The sequence below is a fragment of the Moraxella catarrhalis genome (genome assembly GCF_001656295.1).
Lineage (GTDB): Bacteria > Pseudomonadota > Gammaproteobacteria > Pseudomonadales > Moraxellaceae > Moraxella > Moraxella veridica.
In genome coordinates this window covers 484,546-510,637 of record NZ_LXHE01000002.1, presented here as the reverse complement: position 1 = coordinate 510,637, position 26,092 = coordinate 484,546, and the positions used below count along the sequence as shown (strand labels likewise).

Sequence of the window (26,092 nt, the reverse complement as noted above, 5' to 3'; positions counted from 1 at the left end):
TGGATACTCCTATGAATATTACCTTTCGCCAGCTTAGAGCTTTTGCCAGCATCGCGCGCCATCACAGCTTTAGTAAGGCAGCCGCTGAGCTGCACTTGACTCAGTCATCCCTAAGCGGGCTGATCAAAGAGATGGAAAAGCAGCTGGATATGCGACTATTTGACCGAACCACACGCCAAATCCACTTGACAGAAGCCGGTGAGCGACTGCTACCGCATGCCAATAAAGTGCTCAATGATATGCAGCTGATGAGTTATGAAGTCCATGATTTACAGGACTATCACCAAGGTAAAGTGCGTATTGCAGCACCCCAGCAACTATCCGCATTCTCGATACCAAGGTTGATTCGCTTGTTTAAAGAAGCGTATCCTGATATTCAAGTGACTTTGATTGACTGCTCAATTGAAGAGGTGGTGGATCATGTGCAGATGCTGGAGGCGGACATTGGGCTGGGACCTGATCTTTTGCATAGTAATGAGCTGATGCAGACCAGGCTGTTTCGGTCATCCTTTGGACTGGTGGTGCGTGCAGATCATCCCCTAGCAGACTCAAAGGCGCTGACATGGCAAGATCTTAATGAAGGTGATTTGATCACAGTGCAAGCACCTTTTGCCGATCATATCAATGAAAAGCTACCTTTGGATATTCGCACGCGTCTGTTTCGCAGCGATTATCAAGTCAATTTTTTATCAACGGCTTTGGGCATGGTTAAAGAAGGACTTGGGATCACCATGGCGCTTGGCTATGCCAAATCTTGGGTGGATGAACAAGGCTTGGTCATGATTCCGATTCATGAGCCGCAGATTGGCTATGAATTTTTACTGTACAAACACCGCCAACGCAGCCAAACGCCCGCCATGAAAAGCTTTGAAAATTTCCTGCTCAAAGCCTCCAAAGACTGGCTGCTGCATATTTAAAGACCTCCTTAGTTTAAAAGAGGTCTAGTATGCCAAAGCTTTATGCTCACTCAAAGGATGTGTCACCTTCTTGAGATGGGCTGACGTCATCATCGATCGATGGTGGCTCATCATAAATGCCCTCACCTACCGCACCCTCACCCGTCAGTAGCGCGATGAGCATTTGGCTGTATTTATCGTCACCTGACTTGATGCGCTCCACAAGATCACGGCTATAATCCATCACATTTACGGAGTTTTGGGCATTTGGTGTACGCATATGGGCAGGCAGACGCGCAAATTCATCGTTTTGGACTGGCGTGATGGTTGTAAACACATCAATCAGCATGGGCTGCTCTAGGCGCAGGCTTGAATTTTCTTTATTTACAAAGGGATTGGGCAGATATTGACGCTGATGTATCCAGCCAATTTTATTCCCTGTCAAGCCATAATGTGACAGCGGCTGATAAGGCGAAGGTTCAACTTCCGTCATTTGATCTCGATACTGAGCGTCGGATTGGTAGCCATAGCTAATTTTTACCAAGGTGTTTAATAACATTCTGACAAATAATCGACTGTCAATTTTGACTTCGGTGGGCAACTCTTCGTGATCTTGAGCATTATTAACATTGACAACTTCAATGACACTTTGCCCGTCTTCAATCGTGCGCTCCACATTCCCAAAGCTTGGCTCGGCAAATTCGCTATAATTATCCACGATGCTACGATACAAAGTATCGGCAAATAAATATCGAGCATAAGCTTGGTCTTGGGCATTGGGATTTAGGCGGATAATTCGCCCTGTGCCTTTGATGGTATCGACAGCTTTGGATGATAAATTATCCAAAAGATTGGGCGTCATAAGAACAGTGTCATCATTAACCATCTCAAACGCACTCACATCCAAGCTATCAAAGCTTTGTTTTTTGGCATGCCACACATACCCAATCAGATCTTTGGCAAAGTCAGGCGGCAGGCTGCCATCATTAAGGCGAATGGCTAGCCACTTATCACGCCACTTGGTGCCAAGCTGTTTATCAAGAGTTTCGCTATTGAGCATGGCAAAATTATCCGCCCATAGGTAAACAATACCTTGCCTTAGGTCAATATAAAGCGGCTGATTCAGATGCAGCGCGATATTTTTGGCATCATAACTGATGGCAGGCAGCGCGGTAAATTTTCCAAGCAGCGGCTGATAATTACCCTTGATGCTCAGGGCGCTTGGCTCAATCAAATAAGCATTGAGTAATTTGGCTTTTTTTTGTTCAAGCGTGGTATCTTCTTGATTGCGCTCGGCATTATAAACAGCTTCATTGGCAGCACGGATGGCGCTGTCGCCCAGCTCCTTTTCCTGCAGCTCGTCGTACAGTAAATCAAACTGATCAGAAGGGGCCATATTTTTGGTACTGCTCAAAAAAGCTTCAATATCAAAGCTTTCAATGCCAGCTTCTTGTAATTCGTACCGCTCATTGACGCACGCCAAATATGTCTCACGAATTTGATCAAATGCTTGGGTTTTTTCGATATCTTGCATCGCGACCTTTTGCTCAGCCATCAATGCCTTAGTCAAAGAGATATAGGCTGTGTCATGCTGAGTCTCACAGTGCTGAGCTTGATTTTGATCGCTGTGATCGGCATGAGCTGCCAATGCCTGCTCGCGAATTGCGTTAGAAACAAAAATATCCGTTTCATAACCAAAAGAGCTGCGCATTTGCGCTGTGATGGCTTCTGATAAATCTTGTTTGGCTGTGGCTGAGCTGACAGCTTTGGGTGCGACGGTAGCGGTACTTGCACAGCCTGTCAAAGCCGCCAAACATACCAGCGCCGCAATTGGGTTTAATTTAGTTTGCATAAATCACTCTCAATCTTATTATTTATCTGTTAAGGCAGCGTCACTGTCATCAAGGAGTAAGGCGGCGTCACTGTCATCAATGACGGCGTCGTAATCATCGCGAGCCTGTCTTGCCAATTCACCCAATTTGATATCTTGGCGAATGGTATGAACCCAAGCATTCCCATCTGAGCTATCTCTGGTGCCATCGATGAGCTTTGAGGCATAAGGATGAGCGATCGGCTGACTGCTAAAGCGTGTTTGGGCAATGGTCTGCGTTCGTGTATTTTGCATGTGCTGATTGATACTTTGGATGTACTGCAAACCAATAAGCTGACCACGACTGTTTAAATAATAATATATATGATCCGACGAGCTCATCGGCATGATCGACTCAAGTAGCGCCAATGCACTGCCAATATCATCTGTGTGATGACCTTGATTAATCAGCGCCCAATCATCAATGATTTGCTTAATTTTGACGGCATTGATCGGATCGTCTGAATCTTCAGAGTAACGCTCAGGATGGGCATCAACATAAGCTTTTAGATCTTTGGCGATGTATTTTAAAATAACGCCGATATGCTTGCCGACTTCTTGTTTAGATAGGCTTAATTTAATTGCTTGAGTAGCACCAAGCTTACGCGCATAAGGATCACTCGTCATCACCACTGGCGTGAATCGTTCGACATCCAATTCACCAAATCCTGCCAAATAGCCATTAACCATAGCTTCATAAATAACATCTGTGGGAATGACGCCCTCAAGCGGTTTGGGTAAATAAAATTTCACCATGCCATCTTTGGTGTCTTTGGGCAGCGGCGCATACTTGGGCAAAGCAAGCGCGCTCACAGGCAGTGCAGCTGATGCATCAACCGTTATCGATCCTTCGTCAAAGTCAATCAATATCGGCGCTTGGATGGATTGCTTGGCAGTTGGTGATTCATAATCCAAAGCCATCACCGAATTGATTTTGCGCTGAGCAGGCGCGTAGTGGCTAAGAATTGTAAAGGCGGTATTTTCATACTGATAAAAATTCTTAGCATCAAGCTGCTCTGGCGTTTTTTTCATATAATCCAGCATGGATGACATCATATTGGTATATATGCCGCCCATATCCTCAGGTAATGGTAAAGGCAGCGGCTCCATCGCGTCACTGTCTGCGCCGGTGTTGGTTGGTTTGGTTTGTTCTGACAGTTTCATGGACTTATAAGCATCAAACCACTGTCGTAACACCGGCTTTGGCTCATCTGAATCCGCCTCACCCATAAGTAGCTTATAAAACACCTGGGTATCCAGTTCGTCAGCTTCTTCCAAACTGGTCGGTCTTTGAACATCATCAATAGGTTCATCTAAGCTCATGGCAATGCAATATGAGCCATCAAAATGTGTCTGTAAAAAACTCTCTGGACTATTAGCCAGTGTTTTACCTTGGCGGCGTAGATTTTCATTGGCTGTCAGCTGAGTCTGTGAACATTCACGAATCAGCGACCTAACATCCAGCTGTTTGGCGGTCAAACCTCGATCTATATAACCTAGCGGATCCATATAAATCATCCCGTACGACACATCTTGATCACAGACCAAAAACTGATTATATGCCATCAGATAGCCATCATAAGCCTCGCCCGTCAAGGAGGGATGCTTGCGACTGGCAGACAGCACTTGGTTTAAATCTCGTTGATAACTGGTAGCGCATTGACGGATTTGAGCGATGTCGTCGATTTGATAGCTCTGTGCTTTGGATTTTTGGGCATCAAAGTCTTGATTTGCTTGAGTGATACAGCCATCGATGACTTTAAGCTGATCTTTAATTTTCCGATCTTTGACAGTGAGTGTGGGATTGTCTGAGACGATTTGATCGAGGGTATCAGCTGCGTCGGTTAAGCAGCGGTATTGATTCATATAAGCAGCCATGATGTCTGAATCAGCTGTCAAATACTGCGCATCCATTGCTGTCTCTCGGGAGATGACGTGATCAGGTACAGCGCCCTTTTTTTCGTCATCGTAGCGCAAATAAGGCAAAGACCCTTCTTCGTTTAGATAATCTTCAGTCGTACGGTAAGCATCGCTTTGGTAGCTGGTGCTATCAGCAGTGGTTTTATATTCATACGTCTTGAGCGCCGTCATCCACAGGCTGTCGCTGCCAGCGTCAATACTATCCTTGGCTAAGTGCGGCACGACTCGATATCGATAGGTCGATAGCGAATAGCGCTCACTGAGCAGATGCTGATTCATTGCTTTGATTAGGCTTTGCTTAGCTTGAGCGGATGGCGTGGACAGATTATCCGCAAAAGGTAGCGTCTGCAAAGACTGCCCCCGCAGGCTGTCTGTCTGCATGCCCACACCCTGACAGGCTTGTAACATCAGTGCCGCCACCGCCAGGTAACCAAATTTGAGCGATCGGTTCTTGGGCTTGGACAAACGAATGTCTGAGAGCTGTTTTTTCATACTAATGCGCCATGAGTAAAAGTAAGTAATGTGAATTTTTGATTAAAAATGGATTATAAGGTAACACAAATTCACTCACTTGCAAAGATATTCATGAATGGTGTGAGTATTATTTTTGTCTCGGCCTTTTTTATCATATTTTAAGCACAAAAAACCCTGCGTCATGCAGGGTTTTAGTCATTTTCATTAAATTAATTCTTAAAGTATACTTCAAGTACTTCAATACACTTTTGTGCCTTGACCGTTGTTTGCTCTTTTGAGATGGTGACAGCACTCAAAGTCAGCATGGGCAAACTGTGATTTGGTAGGATCTTAACAACTTTACCTGACTCAAGTAACGCCTTAGCATCAACAGCATTGGTCTTGGCAATGCCATAACCTTCGGCAGCCAAGTTTAATGCGATGGCATGATTGTTGGTGATCAGTCTTGAGCTTACTCGTACAGACTGCTTACCATTAGCATCTTTAAACTCGATGCTTTCGCTTGGTTTTTCGCCACAAATAATCATCGTATGCGTTGCCAATGCCTTGACATTTTCTACGACACCATGATTTTTGATATATTCTGGTGAAGCAATCAGCATTTGCTCGACAGTCTTTAGGGCGATACCTTGAGCTTGTTCACTCAATAATAAAGCCATATCAACACGATCTTCAATCATATCCAAATTGTCTCGTGAGATGATATTCAATGATAAATTATCATGCTCAACCAACCAATCAGATAAGGCAGGCAGTAAATAAGCCTTAGCAAGCTCTGGGGTGGTCGCAATACGCAGACTGCCTGAAAGCTCATCTTTTAGCTGAATCACACTGTCACGCCCTTGTTCGGCTGCTTTTACCATTTGGGTGGCTGATGAGTACAAGCTTTCGCCAGCTTCGGTTAGACTGAGCTTACGGGTCGAGCGATGTAGTAAAGAGACGCCCAAATCATTTTCCAAAGAGCGAATTTGCTGACTAACCGCACTGGTTGTAATGCCAAGCTCTTTGGCTGCACCACTAAATGAACCATGGCGAACGACACTTGCAAAGACCGCCATACCTCGTAAATTATCTAACATATTTTACCTCAAATTATTTAGTTTAATTAATTAATTAATTTATATAATCTACATTTTAAGAAAAAGCAAATCATTATAATAAAATTCTAATGTTATGTTATGAAAAATGATGACCGATCAGTCATTTTATATATAATTTTATGATCAAAAAGTCATTGTTAAGTTATGATTTGCATAGGATTGGACATATAATGCCGAACCCTTTAAATTAAAGATAATTTTACAAGACTATCAAAAATTATGGTTACTAACTATAAAGGAATTTTAATCTATTGGCAAGAGATTGTTCAGAAAAAATGTATCACATTGTAATGTTTTTTGCGTGACTTTAACTACAAAGTCTTTAGGCAATATTTGCTTAATATTTTTAATTTTTGAGGCATGTCGTATGATGATACATGCCCACATCTGCTTGATTCACCAAAATTTTAGTCAATGAGTAATTTAGATTGATTAAGCACCGAAGTGCCATCATCGACGACAAAACCACCTTGCCAAAGTGTTTGAAAAACTGGACTATCAACCAGCTGATGTTGAGCTTGTGTCTGCACTTGACTATGGCGATAAGATAAGCGAGATTTTGGCACTTCTAAAGCATCATCCGCCAGCACAGGCTCCAAAGACAGTTTAATTTGTGGATAATATTCTAAAAATTTGGCGTGCAAATTCTCAAAACTGGATTGAACTTGAGAGTTAATCTCGGCAACCAATAAACGGCTTTCGCCAGCGATATCACCTGCCATCACACTTGTACTCATCAAGGCAAGTTCATCAGGTGCAAAATGCCCTGCTTCACGCGCCAAATGTACCCAATAGTCCCATTTTTCACTTGTCCAGCCCCCCTCAAGCTCAATTGGTGTGGGCTTTAGCTGCTCAAGCATTTGGGCTTTGGTCATCGGTTGACTGGGCAGGTGTGCCAAAGGCTTTGACGGATTGATATGGTCAAAATCACTGATGGGCTGTTGATCCAAATTGTGTGAAGATGGCTGATCAACTGTTGGGTCTGTTTGATGTGGTGCTTTTTTATTACTATCAACCTTAGCCAATGCCGCTGCTGTCACTGTTGGTGCTGACTGCAAATCTTCAGTAAAATCAGCCACAGGCTCATCAGTATCACTGCTATCTGACATAACCGCAAGTGATGGTTCGGCAGCCATTTGGATGAGTGTATCATGATCACTTGGCGAATCTTCATCAGTTTGCAACTGCTCAGGTGGATCAGACTTGGGCTGTTTTACCCAGAAATCTTCCTCAGATACGGTTAAATTGATGGCCGTATTGTCAGATTGTGCTTGATCGATATGAGCAAATTTGTCAGTATCTTGAGTATCTTTTGTATTTACATCGTCATTGTCTGATTGATCTAAGATTAATTCAGTGCCTATCTGTGATGCCAAATCATTCAAATCATCTTGCTTGTCGCTATCAAAATGGCTATCGGTAGATAACGCATCAATTTCACCAGTCGTGCAGGCTTGATCTTTTAGACCGTCAACGATACCATCAGGCATGTTATTTTGGTTGTCAGCATCATCTGGCTGCTTTGCTGGCGTATCGTTTAAAACAGTCATCTGACCTTCTGACAGCGGTCGAAATGCCAACAACCTTAAGATACCCATCTCTAAAGCCTGCATCGGCGTACTTGCCAAGCGAATGCCGTCTCGGCTTTTGATTAAAATTTCATAATACAGCTGCAGAACATCTGGACTGATCAAGGATGCTAAGCGCCTCATTTGATGTGCTTGTTCATCATTCATGTCCAAAGGAAAATCAGGCAACACCTGCATGAGTGCCATTTGATGAATGCAGTCAGTGAGTTCATCAAAGATCGCAGCAGCATCGACCATTTTATCACGCATGGTGGTGATGAGTTGACCGATCGCCATTCGATCATCGTGGTAAATTGTCTCAATAATCTCAAGCATATCGGTACGATTTACCAATCCAAGCATCGATAAGACCGTATCTGTTTGAATTTGACCACCACCAAAGGCAATCGCTTGATCGGTCAGCGATAGTGCGTCACGCACCGAACCTTTTGCAGCGTTTGCTAATTGCCATAAGGCATTTTCTGCAAAAGGGATTTTTTCTGCATTTAATACTTTGGCTAAGTGATCAGACAAACAAGCCTGCGGTAGTGGACGCAGAACAAATTGCAGGCAGCGTGAAATGATCGTAATGGGAAGTTTTTGGGGGTCAGTAGTTGCAAATACAAATTTGACATAGTCTGGCGGCTCTTCTAAAGTCTTCAGTAGTGCATTAAAAGAATGCGTAGATAGCATATGCACTTCATCAATCAAATAGACTTTATAACGACCTTGTACAGGTGGATAAGGGACATTTTCAAGCAGCTCTCTGGTATCTTCAACTTTGGTACGAGAGGCTGCATCAATCTCAATCAGATCCAAAAATCGCCCTTGATCAATGCTCATGCAAGTATCGCATACACCGCAAGGCTGACTTGTCATGCCTGTTTCACAATTTAAGCACTTAGCAAGAATGCGTGCGATGGTCGTTTTGCCCACACCACGAGTTCCAGTGAACAGATATGCATGGTGCAATCTGCCTGTATCAATGGCATTTGACAGTGCTTGGGCAACATGTGATTGACCCAAAAGTTCAGAAAAGTTTTTGGGTCGATATTTTCGGGCTAAGACCTGATATTGCTTATCCATAGGGTAAAAGGCTTATTTGTGACGCATGTGTGGGAATAAAATCACATCACGAATACTGGCAGCGTCAGCAAACAACATCACAAGACGGTCAATACCAATGCCCTCACCTGCTGTTGGCGGTAAGCCATATTCAAGTGCCTCAATAAAATCGGCATCATAATGCATGGCTTCATCATCACCAGCATCTTTTTCAGCCACTTGGGCACGGAATCGCTCAGCTTGATCAATTGGATCGTTAAGCTCGCTAAAACCATTGGCAAGCTCACGACCACCAATAAACATCTCAAAGCGATCAGTTACATGTGGATTGGTGTCATTTCGGCGTGCCAAGGGGGAAGTTTCGGCAGGATATTCAGTGATAAAAGTCGGCTGACGCAGCTTGGTTTCTACCGTTTCTTCAAAAACGATGGTTTGTAATTTCCCCAAACCAAAACTTGGTTTAACTTCTTGTTTTAATTCATCTTTGACAAATTTTGCCAAAAATTCACGGTCATTGATATCATCGGCACTAAAATCAGAATTATGCTCTAAGATGGCATCAAACATCGTAATTTTCTTAAAAGGACCTTTAAAACTAAACACTTCATCGCCATAAGGCACATCGGTTGAACCTAAAATATCGGTCGCCAATTTTTCAAGCATACGCTCAGTCAATGCCATCAAATCCTTATAATCAGCATAAGCTTGATAAAACTCAATCATCGTAAATTCAGGGTTGTGGCGTGTTGAAACCCCTTCATTACGGAAGTTACGGTTAATTTCAAACACACGATCAAAGCCACCAACAACCAATCGCTTAAGATACAATTCAGGTGCAATACGCAAATAAAGCTGCATATCCAATGCATTATGATGCGTCACAAAAGGGCGTGCAGACGCACCACCTGGAATCACATGCATCATCGGTGTTTCTACTTCCATAAAGCGTTCTTGGGTCAAAAATGCACGGATACCCGCCACTACTTTGGCACGGATGGCAAATGTGTTTCGTGTCTCTTCATTGACCATCAAATCCAAATAACGCTTGCGATATTTGACTTCTGTATCGGTCAAGCCATGAAATTTATCAGGCAATGGGCGTAAAGATTTGGTCAATAACTCAAATGCTTCAAGATGCACATACAAGTCTCCCTTGCCTGAACGCCCAATATAGCCACTTGCTGCCACGATATCACCCAAATCCAATGACTTAATCAGCTCAAGCGTCTCACTTGGTAAGCCTTTACGATCCACATACAACTGGATTCGATCGGTCATGTCTTGGATCACAATGAACGAGCCACGATTGAGCATCACACGACCTGCAACCTTAGCATACACCTTATCCCCACTTTCAATGGTAGCTTTATCAACGCCATCAAACTGTGCTTGCAAATCACCACAATAGTTCTCAGGCTTAAAGGTATTAGGATAAGCACTTTTGCCTGCTTGCTTGGCTTTTTGTTGTAAGGCGTCCAGTTTTGTACGACGCTGTGCGATTAGCTCATTTTCCGAAATGGTGGCTTCGTTATGCTGTGGTTGATTTTGCGAACTCATAATATACCCGATATGCAATTTTTTAATGTGTTAATTTGATAAAAATTCAATAAAAATATGCCAAGTATTGTAACAGATTATTCAAAATCAATCATTAAGATTTTGCCAAATTTTTGGCGCCGCTTCGCAAGGATAAACATTTGGCAAGCGCCAAAAAACCTGTTATGATGACTTAAAATTATTCAAAACTTGAGCGTAGCTAAGTTTATTAGCGCAGATAAAAAAGGAGTTTGTGATGGCGACTAGGACATTTTCGGTACCGTATCGTATTCTACGTGATGATATACAAGCCTTGATGATTGATGTGCAAGAAAAACTGACACCGCACATCTTTGAGCATGAGGCAATCACTCAGAAAATGGCAGTGCTCATTCAAGGATTGCAAGCTTTGGGCGTGCCTGTTATGCTTAACGAACAGTACAAAAAAGGATTGGGTGAGACCATTGACAAGCTTTATGGCTTATTAAATGACACTAATCGCAAAAGCTTTGAGAAAAAAAGCTTCAGCGTATGTGATAATCCACCATCTTGGGCGCATATTTTGCAGCAAAATCGGCGCATTGTGCTTTTGTTTGGTATTGAAGCGCATGTGTGCGTACTTCAAACGGCACTGGATTTATTGGACAATGGCATGCAGCCTGTCATTGTCGCTGACGCTGTAGGCAGCCGAAATCCTTATGATAAAAAACAAGCCATCCGCCGTATGCGCCGTGCTGGTGCTGCAGTGACGACCACTGAGGCGATTTTATTTGAATTATTAAGATCTTCCGAAGACCCTGCCTTTAAGACCATTTCAGGGTTGGTAAAATAACTCATCAAAAAATGGCTTATCATACTGATAAGCCATTTTTATTATAAGTCAATCAAATCAGCTTGTACCGACCTTAAGAGCGGTAATCGGCATTGATTGTGACATATTCATGCGACAAATCACAGGTATAAACTGTGTCGCTCGCCTCGCCGCGTCCAAGTTCAATGTGAATGGTGATCTCAGGGCGCTGCATCACCGCCTGACCAGCTGCTTCGGTATACTCAGGTGCCAATCCGCCACGCTGGCAGATATTCACTTCATCCAGCGATACATTGACTTGGCTTTGATCAAATTCAAAGCCTGCTTTGCCAACAGCTGCCAAAATACGCCCCCAGTTTGGATCAGAAGCAAAAAACGCCGTCTTCACCAGCGGCGAATGCGCCACCGAATAAGCGACATCAGCACATTCTTGAGTATTGGCGCCGCCAGTGACCTTGATCGTGATAAACTTGGTAGCCCCCTCGCCGTCCCGAACAATCAAAGTCGCCAATCGGATGAATACCGCCTGCAAAGCTTCAAAAATGGCTTGATAGTGCGGATGGTCGGTGGTGTTAATGAGTGCGCCCGCTTTGCCTGTGGCGATCAGTGTGCAGCAGTCATTGGTCGATGTGTCGCCATCAATGGTGATGCGATTAAACGAAGTATTGGTAATTTTGATTAGCATATCATCCAACAGCTTTTGATCAATAGCAGCATCAGTTGCCACAAAAGCCAGCATGGTTGCCATATTTGGGCGAATCATGCCTGCACCTTTTGAGATGCCTGTAAAATGATAAGTCACGCCATCAATACTGATTGAACTGCTTGCCAGTTTTGGAATGGTGTCTGTTGTACAGATGGCATGCACAGCATCCAGCCAGTGATCTGGCGCCAAATCCGCCAAAGCAGTATCAAGCCCTGCGATAATCCGATCACTCGGCAGCGTCTCACCAATCACACCCGTTGAAAACGGTAAAACCGATTCAGCTGATACGCCTGTTTTTTGGGCAAGAGCTTGGCAAGTCGATAGCGCGCGCTGATACCCATCCTCACCTGTAGCAGCATTGGCATTACCTGTATTAATCAAAAGATACTCAGGCACAGTCTGCTCAAAATGCTGACGAAGCACCTGCACAGGCGCGGCACAAAACTGATTTTGGGTAGTTACCACCGACACGCAAGCACCTTTGGCGATCTCAAAGACCGTCACATCACGGCGATCAGCATAGCGCACATGCGCCTTTGCTGTACCCATTTTGACGCCGTCAATATTAAAAATCTGTGTTGGAATACTGATATCACCGACTGCCACGATCTTTCTCCTTAAGTTGATCGGTTTTATCAAGCCAATTGCGCTTAGCTTGATGTTTGTGATTTATGAGTGGGTTATAGATTAAATTTCGCCCAAATGGGTGCATGATCTGATGGCTTATCCATCGCTCGGATATCGTAGCTGATACCTGCTGCCACACAGTCATTTTTTAGGGTATCTGTACATAAAATATGGTCAATGCGCAGCCCGCGCTTAGGCGTATCCTCAAAACCGCGCGAGCGATAATCAAACCAACTAAACTCATCATGAGCCTCTGGACGAAATAAGCGATAAGTATCCGTCAAGCCTGTAGACATGAGCGTCTGATACCACACACGCTCTTCGGGCAGAAATGAACAAGTCCCTTTGGCAAGCCAGCGCTTGGCATTGGCTTCACCGATCCCCACATCAATGTCCTCTGGCGAGATATTCATATCTCCCATGATGATCAGCTCACGACCATCAGCCTTGAGCTCATCAATATAGCGATTAAGATCGGCATAAAATTCACGCTTCATAGGGAATTTGATTTCATGACTGCGGTTTTCACCTTGGGGAAAATATCCGTTTAACACATCGATACTCCGCCCATCAAAATCATAGCGTGCGTGAATCAATCGGCGTTGTGCGTCATCATGCCCAAAAGGAAAGCCTTTTTGGACAAATACTGGGGCAATCTTGGACGCCAATGCTACGCCATAATGCGCTTTTTGACCAAAAAACTCGACATGATAGCCCAAATCCTGCACCATTTTCGCTGGAAAAAGCGCATCATGCACTTTGGTTTCTTGTAAACCAATAATATCAGCACCCAAAATGTCTCTGACCGCCTCAAGCTGATGTGGTCTTGCGCGAAGTCCATTAATATTAAAACTGACAAATGTCGTCATCACTCACTCTTTTAAAATTTTTGAATCATTTTGATGATTTGGTATTGTAACAATTTTTGATGAGATTTTGTGAACTTTATCCATCCTTACAATATTAAATCCCAAGTCCAATGTTGGCAAGCGCTCATCAAACGGTGTACAATGATTGGCAGAGTGGTTGCTTTATTGAGCTCATCGTTTAGATAATTTTGGCGAGGTTATGGTAAATTTTCAAAAAACTTATAAAGTGTATATCAATCACACTGACGCTGGCGGTATCGTCTATCATGCCAATCATTTGGTATTTTTTGAAAATTGCCGACGCGACTGGCTGACGACGCTTGGTTATGATGGCTATTTTTTAAGCTTGGATGACGACGCTAATAAAGAATCACGCAAAGCGGTGCATTTTGTGGTGAGTCAGGCGGATCTGGTGTATCACACGCCTTTACTGGTTGATGATGAGCTGACGGTGACGGTCGATGAAGTGCGCATCAGACCAGCCAGCTTAGTTGTGCGCCAAAGCATTTATCGCCCCAATCAAGACAAGCCTGCCACTACGGCGATGATTACTTTGGCTTGCGTAATCAATGATAGAAAAACAATCCGCCCCCAGCGCCTGCCAGAAAATTTTGTTCATACGCTGATGAGCGCGACCAAGAGCGCTTAATATGGCTTTATTTATTTTTGATCGCCTAAATATCCATATCAGCACACCAGATCAGACTCGCACCCTACTTCATCAAGCCAAAGGCAGTATCAACGCTGGACAAAAAATCATCCTAATGGGCGCTTCAGGGTCTGGTAAGTCGTTATTTTTATCGGCTTTGGCAGGTCAGCTGCCACATGAGGGTGATGCTGTGCTGAATTTACCCAATCAAACCCTGTCTTGCTCAAGCGATCCGCTTTTGTGGCGTGAAAAAGTGGCGCTGATCACCCAAACGCCTGTCATGATCGCTGAGACGGTGATGGATAATTTGAAGCTGCCTTTGACTTTTAAGCAGCATCAGGATAAAGTGTTTGATCAAAACTGGCACATCTCTCAGCTGAGCAGATTTGGCAAGACGGCAGAGTTTTTGAATCAAAATATCCATACGCTGTCAGGCGGTGAGCGCCAAATTGTACATTTTATGCGTACTTTGCAGCTTAATCCTGCACTTTTACTATTAGATGAGCCGACCGCCGCTCTTGACGAAAATACCGCTGCCAAGCTCATAGACTGCGTCAATGACTGGGTATCTGATCAGCCCGATCGTGCGGTCATTTGGGTGAGTCATCAGCCGCATCATGCGATGGCGCTGTCTGCTATCAGTTGGTGGATAAAAGACGGTGTGCTGATCACTGAAAGGTCGAAACTGTGATACTCAGCCTAACAGATGTTGGTATCTCGGCATTACTTGTATTGATAGCCATTGGCATATCGCTTTGGCTGAAGCTTGGGCTTGCCAAGACCCTGACGATTGCAGCGGTGCGTACAGTGGTGCAGCTTAGCTTGATTGGGCTGATCTTGGCATGGATATTCGCCAAAGAAAGTTGGTATGAGGTGCTTGGTATCTTATCAATCATGACGCTGATTGCCGCCATCTCCGCCAAAAACCGCGTCAAAAGACCCTATCAAGGCTTGCTGATTGATACTTTATTATCGCTTGGCGTGGCGGCATTTGGGGTGACGCTCATCGCCATGCCGGTCATTTTACAAGTGACGCCTTGGTACTCGCCGCAGTACATCATCCCGATATTGGGGCTGATTTTGGGAAGTTCTTTGACTGCCATTTCTTTGACCACGGGACGGCTGATCGATCATCTGCATGATCATCAGGATCAAATTCGCACGCTATTGGCGCTCAGTGCGACGCCTTATGAAGCTTGCCACCGCGCCATCATCTCTGCAGTCAGCAGTGGTATGATGCCCACGATTAATTCGATGATGGTTGTGGGATTGGTGAGCTTACCTGGCATGATGACAGGGCAAATCTTGGCAGGCGCCGATCCTACCCAAGCGGTGCGATATCAGATTATGACGATGTTTTTGATATGTGCAAGCAGTGCCATATCGTGTACTTTGTCGGCATTGTTTGTGATTCGGCGATTTTTTGATCGTGAGCTTCGATTGATTTTACCCAAATAAAGACTTGTTAATACAGGTCTTTATTGATTAATCAAACGGTGGTAAATATTCTGCTCTTAGCACACCCTCAAGATCAGCAAAAGGAATAACCAGCTCAACAGGTCCCATCGCATAAGGGCTTAATACATAAGGATTGTAATACAGCACCAAACCTTGATCGTTGAAATAAAAATTATCCGTATACTCTAATGAATAAATTTCCTTATACTCCTCAGGATCGCCAATGTCAGCTCGGTGGGCGTACAAATACCGATCGTACGCCGCTTCAGTCAGCTCATACAGCCGACCCACCTCTTTGTCATAAGATTCGATCTCAAGATCATAAAGGCTTATCTGTGTACCAAGCGCCAAATCATAGATATAATAAGTGGTCGTCTGCATGCCATGTGCACCGCCCAAATACACATCATCCAAGACGGCAAACTGAGCCAGGGTGCCATGCATGCCAACAAATTGCGGTTCTACACTCTGATAATACGGCATAACACCGTTGTCATGCATAGATTGACGGGCAAAATTATCCAAATGACGGCGAAATTTGATTCGTTCAGGATTATGATCTTGAGTGATATAAAAATTAAGTGAATCTTGAATCCATTTAGGTTCCAGTGATACCAATTGTATATCAATCGATGGGCAGCCAATCACCGATTCGTACTCTGATGTCAGATCAGATGACTGAGCCTTAGTTTGTGGCTGACAGACGGACGCGACATCTTCAGGCAGAGTATAGTCTAGCTCCACCGCTTGAAAGTCTTTAATGCTCTTAGCTTCTGGATTCGCGGCTGCTATTGGCAGCTTAGAACAAGCTGCCAATATGAGACAAGCAGGTATGATTTTTATCCAATGATTCATTTGCTTATCCATAATCACAGCGCAGCCACCACCTCATCACCCATCTGTGAACAAGACACGAGCGTCGTGCCGTCTTCATAGATATCCCCTGTGCGATAGCCCTTTTCTAGCACTTTTTGCACCGCCTGCTCTATCTGTCCTGCACGCTGTTCATCGTTCAGGCTGTATCTGACGAGCATGGCAAGCGATAAAATGGTCGCCAATGGATTGGCTTTGTCCTGACCTGCAATGTCAGGGGCTGAACCGTGGCTAGGCTCATATAAACCCTTGCCAGTTTCGTTGAGACTTGCTGACGGTAGCATGCCGATAGAGCCTGTGAGCATGGACGCTTGGTCGGACAAAATATCGCCAAAGATATTGCCCGTGGCAATCACATCAAACTGCTTGGGATTTTTGACCAGTTGCATGGCGGCATTATCCACATACATGTGGCTAAGCTCAACATCAGGATACTCTTTGCCCACTTCTGTAAAAATCTCTTTCCAAAGCTCGGTAGTTTCTAGCACATTGGCTTTATCCACGCTGCACAGTTTTTTATTACGCTTTTGGGCAGCTTCAAATGACACTTTGGCGATGCGGCGAATCTCACTCTCGCTGTATTTCATGGTATTAAAGCCTTCACGCTCGCCACTGTCAAGCGTGCGAATGCCCCTAGGTTCACCAAAATAAATATCGCCTGTCAGCTCACGCACAATCAAAATATCCAAGCCTGCAACCACTTCAGGCTTTAAGGTAGAAGCATCCGCCAGCTCTTTGTACAAAATGGCAGGACGCAAATTGGCAAACAAATTCAAATCTTTGCGAATGGCTAAAAGTCCACGCTCAGGACGCACCGCACGCTCTAAATTGTCATACTGCGGAGAACCTACCGCCCCCAAAAGCACTGCATCCACCTTTTGGCAAAGCTCTTGGGTCTCACTAGGATAAGGCTTGCCATATCTGTCATATGCTGAGCCACCCAAATAGCCGTATTCATAGCTGACATCTAAGCCTTGCTCTTTTAATTTATCCAGCACTTTGACGGCTTGGGCAACAATTTCAGGGCCGATACCGTCGCCTTCTAGGATTGCAATGTGTTTTGTCATAGGGTTTTCCTTCTTTAATTCAACCATTTAATTGACTAGTTAGCCAAACGAAATGGCATATTGCAAATTGCGATTTTCTTTCTTAAATTTCTCAAACGCCTGACGATACCAGTTTGGGTCATTAGCTGGCAAGTTGTAATCTTCATAAATTTCCACGCCATAAAACTCACCATTAAACCAAGGTTCAATACCCCAAATGTTAATATTTTTTGCCTCTGCACGATTAAGCAAGATTTCAAAATCTATTTCAGAAACATAAATAATACCTGGAACATCAAAGCCATCATTTAAATTGGTCAAGCCATCAAATAAATAATTTGCAATATTAAAAGTCATATTAAGCCGTCAACTCTTTAAACATCCAAGGGCGCTCTGCCTTTGCCTTATCTTCATAAGCACGGATATCATCGGCATTCTGTAAGGTCAAACCGATATCATCCAAACCATTTAATAGGCAATGCTTACGAAATGCATCAACTTCAAAGTCATATTCTTTGCCCGATGGTGAAATTACTTTTTGATTCTCCAAATCCACTGTCAGCTGATAGCCGACGTTAGCTTCACATTCTTTAAACAACTCATCAATATCGCTTTCGGGCAAAATCACGGGGAGCATACCATTCTTAAAACAGTTATTATAAAAAATATCTGCAAAACTTGGGGCAATCACCGTACGAAAGCCAAATTCAGACAATGCCCACGGTGCGTGCTCACGGCTAGACCCGCAACCAAAATTACTGCGCGCCAGTAAAATCGTCGCTCCCTGATAGCGGTCTTGGTTTAGGACAAAGTCAGGGTTTTTTGGGCGTTTTGAGATGTCTTGACCCAAATAGCCTTCATCAAGATAACGCAGCTCATCAAACAAATTATCGCCAAAGCCTGTACGTTTGATAGACTTTAAAAACTGCTTGGGGATAATCAAATCGGTATCGACATTTGCACGGTCAAGTGGGGCAACAATGCCAATTTCGGTGGTATATTTTTCCATTATTTTTCTCCAAAAGACGGTTATATTGATACATTAATCAGCGGTATGGATGCACTGATGCGCTTATGAATGATCATACAATTGGCTTACATAAGCTCATTTTATGCCAAATGACCAATTTTTAACCCGTGATTAAGTATCCTAACTTATTTTGACACTAAAACGTCCGCACATCCACAAAATGCCCTGTAATCGCTGCTGCCGCTGCCATGGCAGGCGACACCAAGTGTGTGCGTCCACCATTACCTTGGCGACCTTCAAAATTGCGGTTAGATGTGCTGGCACAATGCTCTTGGGGTTCAAGTTTATCAGCATTCATGGCAAGACACATTGAACAGCCTGGCTCTCGCCATTCAAACCCTGCATCAAGGAAGATTTTATCCAAACCTTCACTTTCGGCTTGCTGCTTGACCAGTCCTGAACCTGGCACAATCATCGCTTGCTTGACACTGCTTGCCACCTTGTGACCTTTGACCACATCAGCAGCAGCTCGGATGTCTTCGATGCGTGAGTTGGTGCATGAACCGATGAACACACGGTCAAGCTTGATATCCGACAATGCCTGTCCTGCTGTCAGACCCATATATTCATAGGCTCGTGTCCAGTCATTACGCTGCACGTCATCTTTTGCTTGTTCAAGGGTTGGTACATTTTGGGTAACTGGAATGACCATTTCAGGCGATGTGCCCCACGAGACTTGTGGCTCAATGTCTTCGCCATTCATCACAATCACAGTATCGAAATAAGCATCTTCATCAGAATGCAAGGTATTCCAGTAGCTTACCGCCTTTTCCCAGTTGTCGCCTGTGGGGGCATAAGGTCGGTCTTTGACATAGTCAATGGTCTTATCATCCACCGCCACCAAGCCGACACGTGCACCGCCTTCGATTGCCATATTACACACGGTCATCCGCCCTTCTATGGACATGTCGCGAAACACCTGACCGCCAAATTCAATGGCATAGCCCGTACCGCCTGCTGTACCGATTTTACCGATAATGGCAAGCACTACATCTTTTGGCGTTACGCCCTTACCCAATTTGCCGTCCACACGCACAAGCATGTTTTTCATTTTTTTGGCGACCAAGCACTGTGTGGCAAGCACGTGCTCTACTTCTGATGTGCCAATGCCATGAGCCAAGCAGCCCAACGCCCCATGCGTGGCAGTGTGGCTATCGCCGCAGACCACCGTCATGCCTGGTAAGGTCAAGCCCTGCTCTGGCCCTACAACGTGCACGATACCTTGGCGAATGTCATTGATGCCAAACTCTACGATGTTAAAGGTGTTGCAATTGTCATCAAGCGTTTGCACCTGAATGCGTGAAGTTTCATCTTTGATGCCGTCAATGCCTTGCTCACGCTCTTTTTTGGAAGTGGGCACATTATGGTCAGGGGTGGCGATGTTCGCCGACAGACGCCACGGTGTACGATTTGCCAACTGTAAACCTTCAAAAGCCTGTGGTGATGTGACTTCATGCAAAAGCTGACGGTCAATATAAATCAGTGATGAGCCGTCATCACGCTGCTTGACCAAGTGATCATCCCAAAGTTTATCGTATAGGGTTTTACCTGCCATATTCTATTCTCCAAATCCACTGGCTAAAAGCCTTTGTTAATACACCTAAGTGATGCGGTCGCTTTGTAGCTGCCAATGCCACTCAGTTTAATTGATAATCAGAATTATAGCAAAAGATAATTAATAATAATAATTTATATTTTTTATAAATTTAAAAACTTTTTGGAATGGTTAATTTGACTGTCTAAGAATATTCATCACTTAGTTATTGTACATTTGGTAAATTTTTGTTAATTTAGGTAATAACGATTGATCGGTATTTTCTTAGCCTTGTGTGCTTTATTAGGAGTCAAACTGTGCTCATCTACTTTGTTTCGGCAGTGATATTTTTCTTTATTTTATCGGTCGGCTTATATATCACTCGTCGTCATGGCGTGCGTTCAGAAAAAGTCATCGTAAGACTCTGCTTGATTGGTTTTTTATGTCAGATTTTGATTAATTGGCTATTTTGGGGCGACGGCGTGATTTACAATCCATTTAGCGCCACAGGCTCAGTCGATAGAACTGGCTTGACGTTTTTGGTGTTATGTTTGATCAGCATTTTTTGCTACGCTTCTTTATTGATGCTTTTATATAAAGCCAATGATTTTTATAATGAATAATCCTTGATCGTTGAAGCCTGACAATAATCATTCCTTAAAATTTTTATTGCAAAACTTTTTGGAATATATTAAGCTATCATTAACACAGCAATATGCTGACATTTATTGATATGTTGGGTTAAGCGATGAATACCACAAATCTTGCTACTTTTGTCGCAGTTATGCAGACAGGCAGCATCTCTGGTGCTGCCGAAAAGCTTTATATCACGCAGCCTGCCGTGAGTAAGCGCATTAAAAATCTGGAAGATGAATTTGGAACGGTGTTGTTTGATACCGTTGGTCGCAGCATCATCCCAACGGCTGCTGCACATGATTTACTTCCTTTTGTACGGCGATGGCTTGACGACTACGAAGCCTGTAAGGCAAGCTTGCAACACGCCAAAGAAGTCGCTTCTGGTCGATTGGTGATTGGTACCAGTCATCATATTGGACTTCACCACCTTGCGCCGGTGCTTAAAAGATTTATTCAGACCTATCCGGCGGTTCAGCTTGAAGTTCGGTTTGTGGATTCTGAAGAGGCTCATAAGGCAGTGCTTGAAGGTGAAATTTCTTTGGCTTTTTTGACACTGCCGCCGACCTATGATCGACGCCTAAATTATCACACCCTATGGAGCGATCCTTTATATTTTGTGACAGGCACGCTTAGCCCTTTGGCTCAAAAATCCAAGGTCAGCTTACTTCAGTTGGCGCATTATCCAGCGATTTTGCCAGCTGCCAATACCTTCACCAGTCAAATCACCTTGGCTGAGTTTGCCAAGCATAATTTGCGCCCTTATGCGACCATGAGCACCAATCCGCTAGAGTCCATTCGCATGCTTGTCTCGGTCGGCTTGGGCTGGTCGGTATTACCCGAAACGCTGATTAACCAAGACTTGATCAAAATTGATATGGCAGAAAATATCGAACTTCAAAGACATCTGGGCTTGGTCACCAATCCCAATTTGACTCGATCCGCCAGCATGCAAGCTTTATTATCCATGCTATCTATCGATGATTAATAAAAAACCAGCCAAATGATACGGCTGGTTTTTTATGCTTAATAGCTCTAAAATCCCGAAAGCTGACGCAGTGCTGCTTTTAGTAGATCGGAAGTATTGTTGATCTCATCGGATTGAGCGTTTTTGATGGCTGCTTGCGCTTCTTTTTCTTTATAGCCTAAATTCATCAAAGCGCTTTCAACTTCAGCGATGATCAGCATGGAGTTATCGGCGGATTTGCCAAATAAGCCTTCTGCTGTCATTGGCTGCATTTCCCCAAACTCATTGAGCTTACCTTTCAAATCAAGCAAAATACGCTGAGCGGTTTTTTTGCCGATACCCGGTACACGCACCAAAGCTGCATCACCATCTGTTTCAACAGCGTGTTTAATCTCGGCAACGCTTAGGGTTGAAAGCATTGCTAACGCCATTTTAGCACCGACGCCGTTAATTTTGATGAGCTTTCTAAAAATATCACGATCATGACGATCCATAAAACCAAACAAATTTATGGCATCTTCTCGGACATGATGATGTACATAGACAGCGGTCTGAGTGCCAATGGTCAGCTGACAAAAGCTAGGTATGGGAAACTCGATCTCGTAACCCACACCACTTGACGTCATAATACAAGCCACAGGTGCATTTAGGTACTGCACCTGACCTGAGATCATACCGATCATTGATAATAATCAACCATTTTTTCTAAACTGATTGGACGAATCTTGCTTGCGTTACCTGCAGCACCGAAAGCTTCGTAGCGAGCAACACAAATCTCTTCCATCGCCTTCATTGACGCTGCCAAATATTTGCGCGGATCAAACTCCGCTGGATGATCATTCAAAAATTTGCGAATTGCGCCTGTGCTTGCCAAGCGTAAGTCGGTGTCGATATTGATTTTACGCACGCCATGCTTGATCGCCTCAACCAGCTGCTCAACAGGAACGCCATAAGTTTCGCCAATATTACCACCGTTTTCGTTGATAATTTTTAGCCACTCTTGAGGGACTGAGCTTGAGCCATGCATCACGATATGAGTATTGGGCAAAGCTTCGTGAATTTCTTTGATACGGTCAATCGCCAAAATATCATCTGTTGGTGGGCGAGTGAATTTGTAAGCACCATGAGAAGTACCAACCGCGATGGCAAGTGCATCCACATTTGTATCAGCGACAAATTGGCGCGCTTCTTCCACAGAAGTAAGTAGCTGACTGTGATCCAAGACACCTTCAGCGCCCACACCATCTTCCTCACCTGCCATACCAGTCTCAAGGCTACCAAGCACACCGATCTCACCTTCGACAGACACGCCACAAGCATGTGCCATCTTAACAACTTCACGCGTTACTGCGACATTGTAGTCATAATCAGCTGGTGTCTTGCCGTCTTCTCGTAATGAGCCATCCATCATCACTGAGCTAAATCCCAACTGAATGGAGCGCTGACAAACCGCAGGACTGGTTCCATGATCCTGATGCATGACCACAGGAATATGAGGCCACTCTTCAATCGCCGATAAAATCAAATGACGCAAAAAAGGTGCACCAGCGTATTTGCGCGCACCTGCAGAGGCTTGTACGATCACAGGAGAATCAGTCTTATCAGCAGCCATCATGATGGCGCGCATTTGCTCTAGGTTATTGACATTAAACGCGGGCAAACCATAGCTATGCTCGCCTGCGTGATCTAGTAATTGGCGTAGAGAAAGCAATGCCATAATAGTCTCCTAAAAATAATTAAAAATATAGCTGGATTATACCATAAGCTAAGATTTTGCACCAAGTTAATTCCAATAAAAAAGCCGACATCAAAAGTCGACTTTCAGTGAAGTTAGGACAAATTAATACTGCTGATCTTCAGGCGATCTGGCTTCGGCAGATTGATCATTAGTAGTCGCTTCATTAACGGCGGCACCAAGGTTTTTGGCAGCATTAGAAGCTGTTTCTGCAGCATTCTCAACAGCGTTACCTGTCGCTTGTGCTGCCGCTTCTGCTTCTTGGGCGACAACAGTAGCATTTGCTTTGGTATCCTCAGCGGCCGATGCTGCAGCTTGACTGGCTGAATCTTGAGTTTGTTGACTGCAGGCAGCCAATAAAATAGCAAAAACAGCGGCAGGTAGGATTTTTTTCATGTGTTATTCTCTCTTATGTGTTTTAAAATGACGAAAGTCGTCAAATATGACTAGTTTAGTCAGCCAACTTGCATTTGACAAGCCCTAAATTTAATAATACAACAAAAAATAATAGAGCTTGTAACAATGCCTTAAGTTTAAATATAATAAATTAATACTTAATCAGATGCTAACTCAAGTGCTGCGATTGCAGGCAGGGTTTTGCCTTCTACAAACTCTAAAAAAGCGCCACCACCTGTGGATAGATAACTGACATCATCTGCTACTTGGTATTTATCAATCGCTGCCAATGTATCGCCACCACCTGCAATGCTAAATCCTGACGAATCTTTGACTGCCATTGCTAGCACTTGTGTGCCTGTGCCAAATTTATCAACTTCAAAGACGCCCACAGGCCCATTCCATAAAATGGTAGCAGCCTTATGAATGTGCTTGGCAATCTCATCGGCACTTGCTTTTGAGATATCCAAAATCATGTCCGTATCATTAAGTTCATTGACAGGCTTGACCGTTGCTGCTGCCTTCTCAAGCGAACCCAAGAAGTCATCAAAATCGATCTCGTTTTTGTCAGCCACCACCACTTCAGAGGGCAACAAAATATTGGTTTTTTTCATGATTTGTTTAGCGGTATCAATCAAATCAGGCTCATATAATGATGCACCCACATTCACGCCTGTTGCCGCCAAAAAAGTATTGGCGATACCACCCCCAACGACGATACTGTCACATTTTTGAGCAAGGCTTGTCAGTACATCAAGCTTGGTTGAGACTTTGGAGCCGCCAACAATTGCAAGCACTGGTGAGGCAGGATTATCAAGTGCTCGTGACAGAGCGTTTAATTCTTCGGTTAATAAATTACCTGAACAAACCTGCTTGCCTTGCCCAATAGCAGCACGAATGACGCCTTCAGTTGATGCTTGGGCACGGTGTGCAGTACCAAAAGCATCCATCACAAAAATATCACAAAGATTGGCGTAAGCATTTGATAGTTCATCAGAATTTTTCTTCTCGCCAACATTAAAGCGTACATTTTCAAGTAAAACCAATTCGCCTACTGCCACTTCTACACCATCTAGATACTCAGCCTCAAAGCGTACGGGTGCATCTAAATGATTTGACAAATAGTCAGCAACAGGTGCCAGCGAATATTTTTGGTCAGGCTCACCCTCGGTTGGCCGACCCAAATGTGATGCGACTAATACCGCAGCACCTTTTGCTAAGGCATCTTTTAAGGTTGGTAAAGCGGCTTGTAGTCGCACATCACTGGTGATGACACCATCTTTAATGGGAACATTCAAGTCCTCACGAATCAACACACGCTTGCCTGCCAAGTCCAACGCTTTCATGGTTAAGATTGCCATAAATATCCTTTGCTTAACTTAAAATAATTTAAAAAAATAATTTAAAAAATTTAGATATAAAATCTAAAACCAACAACAAATTATAAATGAAATTTTGGGTCATTGGCAACCATCATATCATCATGGGCAGTGAGCGCCAACGGATATCACCGCACCATCACTGAGCCGATAAGCCACAAGCTTACCACCCCATACACAGCCACCATCAAGCGCTCGCACGAATTTGGTATCTACCTCGGCTTTTAAAGCCGCCCAATGTCCAAATAAAATGCGTCTTTCTCGTACCGCAAACCAAGAAAACCAAGGGCGAAAATCCATTGGCATGTCATCTTTTAGTGATTCTTTAAAAGAAAACTCCAATCGCCCTGATTGGGTGCAAAGGCGCATGCGAGTAAAGTAGTTGGCGATGGCGCGCATTCTTTGGTAGCCATTTAAGTCATCTGACCATTCTTCGCTTTTTTTGCTATAAAGATTTGGCAATAAACGATCTAGCTGTCTTAGGCTACCTGACAGCTGCTTTTCAAGCTCTTTGGCGTATCCTGCCGCCTCAGTAATGGACCAATTGGGCGGAATGCCTGCATGTGTCAGTACGGTCTTATCATCTGGAAATACCAAAAGTGGCTGCTGTCGAAGCCAGTTAAGCAGCTCATCACAGTCAGGCGCTTCAAAAATCGGTAGCGTCTTGTCTTTTGGCTTAGGGGTTAAGACACCCCGCCAAGTGGCAATTAAGGTAATGTCATGATTGCCAAGCACTGTGGTCAGCGCACCAATGTCTGATAGGCGTTTTACTTCCCTAAGAGTGGCAAGTGAATCTTCACCTCGTGCGACAATATCACCTGCAAGCCAAAGTTTATCTTGGGTTTCATCAAAATTCAAAGCACTTAATAGCTCATTAAATGCACCAAAACAGCCTTGTAAGTCGCCGATAACATAGTGATGGCGGTAGTGTTTTTGTTCTGTATTCATAC

At 44.0% G+C, this 26,092-nt stretch carries 24 protein-coding genes; 7 read left to right on the top strand and 17 right to left on the bottom strand.

Translation table 11 applies throughout. The features are described from left to right. Positions 1-11 precede the first annotated feature (11 nt). Positions 12-917: a LysR family transcriptional regulator gene (locus AO382_RS02360; RefSeq protein ID WP_064617814.1), complete on the top strand. Its 906-nt coding sequence runs from the start codon at positions 12-14 to the stop codon at positions 915-917. Positions 918-963: 46 nt separating this feature from the next. On the opposite strand, the gene AO382_RS02355 is transcribed toward AO382_RS02360, so the two are convergent. The 5 genes from AO382_RS02355 to lysS all read right to left on the bottom strand — a co-directional run bounded on the left by AO382_RS02355 (position 964) and on the right by lysS (position 10,450). Next, a complete protein-coding gene (locus AO382_RS02355) occupies positions 964-2,748 on the bottom strand; it encodes a hypothetical protein (protein WP_064617812.1) in 1,785 nt (594 codons plus the stop codon). Positions 2,749-2,766: 18 nt separating this feature from the next. Next, positions 2,767-5,178 carry a hypothetical protein gene (locus AO382_RS02350; protein ID WP_064617810.1) on the bottom strand — a complete coding sequence of 804 codons (2,412 nt, stop codon included), beginning with the start codon at positions 5,176-5,178 and terminating at the stop codon, positions 2,767-2,769. A gap of 191 nt (positions 5,179-5,369) precedes the next feature. Beyond that, positions 5,370-6,239 (bottom strand): LysR family transcriptional regulator, encoded by an 870-nt coding sequence (locus AO382_RS02345; protein WP_064617808.1) that lies wholly within the window; start codon positions 6,237-6,239, stop codon positions 5,370-5,372. Between the two features lie 428 nt (positions 6,240-6,667). Next, positions 6,668-8,914, bottom strand: a complete 2,247-nt coding sequence (gene dnaX, locus AO382_RS02340; protein WP_064617806.1) for a DNA polymerase III subunit gamma/tau — start codon at positions 8,912-8,914, stop codon at positions 6,668-6,670. A gap of 12 nt (positions 8,915-8,926) precedes the next feature. Further along, positions 8,927-10,450: a lysine--tRNA ligase gene (lysS, locus tag AO382_RS02335; protein ID WP_064617804.1), complete on the bottom strand. Its 1,524-nt coding sequence runs from the start codon at positions 10,448-10,450 to the stop codon at positions 8,927-8,929. 235 nt (positions 10,451-10,685) lie between these two features. On the opposite strand from lysS, the gene AO382_RS02330 reads away from it, so the two are divergent. After that, positions 10,686-11,261: an isochorismatase family protein gene (locus AO382_RS02330; protein WP_064617802.1), complete on the top strand. Its 576-nt coding sequence runs from the start codon at positions 10,686-10,688 to the stop codon at positions 11,259-11,261. 73 nt (positions 11,262-11,334) lie between these two features. On the opposite strand, the gene argJ is transcribed toward AO382_RS02330, so the two are convergent. Together argJ and xthA are read right to left on the bottom strand one after the other, a co-directional pair. Then, positions 11,335-12,552 (bottom strand): bifunctional glutamate N-acetyltransferase/amino-acid acetyltransferase ArgJ, encoded by a 1,218-nt coding sequence (argJ, locus tag AO382_RS02325; protein WP_064617801.1) that lies wholly within the window; start codon positions 12,550-12,552, stop codon positions 11,335-11,337. Between the two features lie 74 nt (positions 12,553-12,626). After that, positions 12,627-13,442: an exodeoxyribonuclease III gene (xthA, locus tag AO382_RS02320; protein ID WP_064617799.1), complete on the bottom strand. Its 816-nt coding sequence runs from the start codon at positions 13,440-13,442 to the stop codon at positions 12,627-12,629. A gap of 199 nt (positions 13,443-13,641) precedes the next feature. Between xthA and AO382_RS02315 the strand changes: the two genes are divergently transcribed. Genes AO382_RS02315 through AO382_RS02305 form a run of 3 tightly spaced genes read left to right on the top strand, consistent with a single transcriptional unit; the run spans position 13,642 to position 15,549 of the window. Then, positions 13,642-14,091 (top strand): thioesterase family protein, encoded by a 450-nt coding sequence (locus AO382_RS02315; protein WP_064617797.1) that lies wholly within the window; start codon positions 13,642-13,644, stop codon positions 14,089-14,091. Between the two features lies 1 nt (position 14,092). After that, positions 14,093-14,782, top strand: a complete 690-nt coding sequence (locus AO382_RS02310; RefSeq protein WP_064617795.1) for an ATP-binding cassette domain-containing protein — start codon at positions 14,093-14,095, stop codon at positions 14,780-14,782. Next, complete coding sequence (locus AO382_RS02305; protein WP_064617793.1) at positions 14,779-15,549, top strand: ABC transporter permease; 771 nt, start codon at positions 14,779-14,781, stop codon at positions 15,547-15,549. The genes AO382_RS02310 and AO382_RS02305 overlap by 4 nt, the downstream gene beginning before the upstream one ends. 27 nt (positions 15,550-15,576) lie before the next feature. On the opposite strand, the gene AO382_RS02300 is transcribed toward AO382_RS02305, so the two are convergent. From AO382_RS02300 to leuC, 5 genes are all read right to left on the bottom strand, one after another. Further along, the gene (locus tag AO382_RS02300; protein WP_064617791.1) at positions 15,577-16,404 is read right to left on the bottom strand and encodes an RsiV family protein; all 828 of its coding nucleotides are present in this window, start codon (positions 16,402-16,404) and stop codon (positions 15,577-15,579) included. Between the two features lie 14 nt (positions 16,405-16,418). Further along, on the bottom strand, positions 16,419-17,489 hold the full coding sequence (gene leuB, locus AO382_RS02295; protein WP_064617789.1) for a 3-isopropylmalate dehydrogenase: 1,071 nt from the start codon (positions 17,487-17,489) through the stop codon (positions 16,419-16,421). 39 nt (positions 17,490-17,528) lie between these two features. Continuing rightward, positions 17,529-17,825 carry a hypothetical protein gene (locus AO382_RS02290; RefSeq protein WP_064617787.1) on the bottom strand — a complete coding sequence of 99 codons (297 nt, stop codon included), beginning with the start codon at positions 17,823-17,825 and terminating at the stop codon, positions 17,529-17,531. A 1-nt stretch (position 17,826) separates the two neighbouring features. Next, positions 17,827-18,477 (bottom strand): 3-isopropylmalate dehydratase small subunit, encoded by a 651-nt coding sequence (gene leuD / locus AO382_RS02285; RefSeq protein WP_064617785.1) that lies wholly within the window; start codon positions 18,475-18,477, stop codon positions 17,827-17,829. A 157-nt stretch (positions 18,478-18,634) separates the two neighbouring features. Next, positions 18,635-20,053, bottom strand: coding sequence for a 3-isopropylmalate dehydratase large subunit (gene leuC, locus AO382_RS02280; protein ID WP_064617783.1), 1,419 nt, complete (start codon positions 20,051-20,053; stop codon positions 18,635-18,637). A gap of 296 nt (positions 20,054-20,349) precedes the next feature. On the opposite strand from leuC, the gene AO382_RS02275 reads away from it, so the two are divergent. Together AO382_RS02275 and AO382_RS02270 are read left to right on the top strand one after the other, a co-directional pair. Next, positions 20,350-20,655, top strand: coding sequence for a hypothetical protein (locus tag AO382_RS02275; RefSeq protein ID WP_049237587.1), 306 nt, complete (start codon positions 20,350-20,352; stop codon positions 20,653-20,655). Positions 20,656-20,780: 125 nt separating this feature from the next. Beyond that, positions 20,781-21,653: a LysR family transcriptional regulator gene (locus AO382_RS02270; protein WP_064611891.1), complete on the top strand. Its 873-nt coding sequence runs from the start codon at positions 20,781-20,783 to the stop codon at positions 21,651-21,653. Between the two features lie 47 nt (positions 21,654-21,700). On the opposite strand, the gene ruvA is transcribed toward AO382_RS02270, so the two are convergent. From ruvA to AO382_RS02245, 5 genes are all read right to left on the bottom strand, one after another. After that, complete coding sequence (ruvA, locus tag AO382_RS02265; RefSeq protein ID WP_064617781.1) at positions 21,701-22,315, bottom strand: Holliday junction branch migration protein RuvA; 615 nt, start codon at positions 22,313-22,315, stop codon at positions 21,701-21,703. Continuing rightward, complete coding sequence (gene fba, locus AO382_RS02260) at positions 22,312-23,349, bottom strand: class II fructose-bisphosphate aldolase (protein ID WP_064617779.1); 1,038 nt, start codon at positions 23,347-23,349, stop codon at positions 22,312-22,314. Before fba ends, ruvA begins: the two co-directional genes overlap by 4 nt. Positions 23,350-23,472: 123 nt before the next feature. After that, entirely contained in the window at positions 23,473-23,763 is a 291-nt protein-coding gene (locus AO382_RS02255; protein WP_064617777.1) for a lipoprotein, read from the bottom strand. 158 nt (positions 23,764-23,921) lie between these two features. Beyond that, positions 23,922-25,124 (bottom strand): phosphoglycerate kinase, encoded by a 1,203-nt coding sequence (locus tag AO382_RS02250; protein ID WP_064617775.1) that lies wholly within the window; start codon positions 25,122-25,124, stop codon positions 23,922-23,924. A 120-nt stretch (positions 25,125-25,244) separates the two neighbouring features. Next, positions 25,245-26,090 carry a symmetrical bis(5'-nucleosyl)-tetraphosphatase gene (locus tag AO382_RS02245; protein WP_064617773.1) on the bottom strand — a complete coding sequence of 282 codons (846 nt, stop codon included), beginning with the start codon at positions 26,088-26,090 and terminating at the stop codon, positions 25,245-25,247. Positions 26,091-26,092: the final 2 nt, after the last annotated feature.

Coding starts and splice junctions, on each gene's coding strand:
- AO382_RS02300 (WP_064617791.1), bottom strand. CDS start 16,404: ATGAATCATTGGATAAAAATCATACCTGCTTGTCTCATATTGGCAGCT.
- AO382_RS02270 (WP_064611891.1), top strand. CDS start 20,781: ATGAATACCACAAATCTTGCTACTTTTGTCGCAGTTATGCAGACAGGC.
- AO382_RS02345 (WP_064617808.1), bottom strand. CDS start 6,239: ATGTTAGATAATTTACGAGGTATGGCGGTCTTTGCAAGTGTCGTTCGC.
- AO382_RS02315 (WP_064617797.1), top strand. CDS start 13,642: ATGGTAAATTTTCAAAAAACTTATAAAGTGTATATCAATCACACTGAC.
- dnaX (WP_064617806.1), bottom strand. CDS start 8,914: ATGGATAAGCAATATCAGGTCTTAGCCCGAAAATATCGACCCAAAAAC.
- AO382_RS02360 (WP_064617814.1), top strand. CDS start 12: ATGAATATTACCTTTCGCCAGCTTAGAGCTTTTGCCAGCATCGCGCGC.
- leuB (WP_064617789.1), bottom strand. CDS start 17,489: ATGACAAAACACATTGCAATCCTAGAAGGCGACGGTATCGGCCCTGAA.
- lysS (WP_064617804.1), bottom strand. CDS start 10,450: ATGAGTTCGCAAAATCAACCACAGCATAACGAAGCCACCATTTCGGAA.
- AO382_RS02310 (WP_064617795.1), top strand. CDS start 14,093: ATGGCTTTATTTATTTTTGATCGCCTAAATATCCATATCAGCACACCA.
- ruvA (WP_064617781.1), bottom strand. CDS start 22,315: ATGATCGGTATGATCTCAGGTCAGGTGCAGTACCTAAATGCACCTGTG.
- AO382_RS02355 (WP_064617812.1), bottom strand. CDS start 2,748: ATGCAAACTAAATTAAACCCAATTGCGGCGCTGGTATGTTTGGCGGCT.
- leuC (WP_064617783.1), bottom strand. CDS start 20,053: ATGGCAGGTAAAACCCTATACGATAAACTTTGGGATGATCACTTGGTC.
- xthA (WP_064617799.1), bottom strand. CDS start 13,442: ATGACGACATTTGTCAGTTTTAATATTAATGGACTTCGCGCAAGACCA.
- AO382_RS02255 (WP_064617777.1), bottom strand. CDS start 23,763: ATGAAAAAAATCCTACCTGCCGCTGTTTTTGCTATTTTATTGGCTGCC.
- AO382_RS02350 (WP_064617810.1), bottom strand. CDS start 5,178: ATGAAAAAACAGCTCTCAGACATTCGTTTGTCCAAGCCCAAGAACCGA.
- AO382_RS02290 (WP_064617787.1), bottom strand. CDS start 17,825: ATGACTTTTAATATTGCAAATTATTTATTTGATGGCTTGACCAATTTA.
- fba (WP_064617779.1), bottom strand. CDS start 23,349: ATGGCATTGCTTTCTCTACGCCAATTACTAGATCACGCAGGCGAGCAT.
- AO382_RS02245 (WP_064617773.1), bottom strand. CDS start 26,090: ATGAATACAGAACAAAAACACTACCGCCATCACTATGTTATCGGCGAC.
- leuD (WP_064617785.1), bottom strand. CDS start 18,477: ATGGAAAAATATACCACCGAAATTGGCATTGTTGCCCCACTTGACCGT.
- AO382_RS02250 (WP_064617775.1), bottom strand. CDS start 25,124: ATGGCAATCTTAACCATGAAAGCGTTGGACTTGGCAGGCAAGCGTGTG.
- AO382_RS02330 (WP_064617802.1), top strand. CDS start 10,686: ATGGCGACTAGGACATTTTCGGTACCGTATCGTATTCTACGTGATGAT.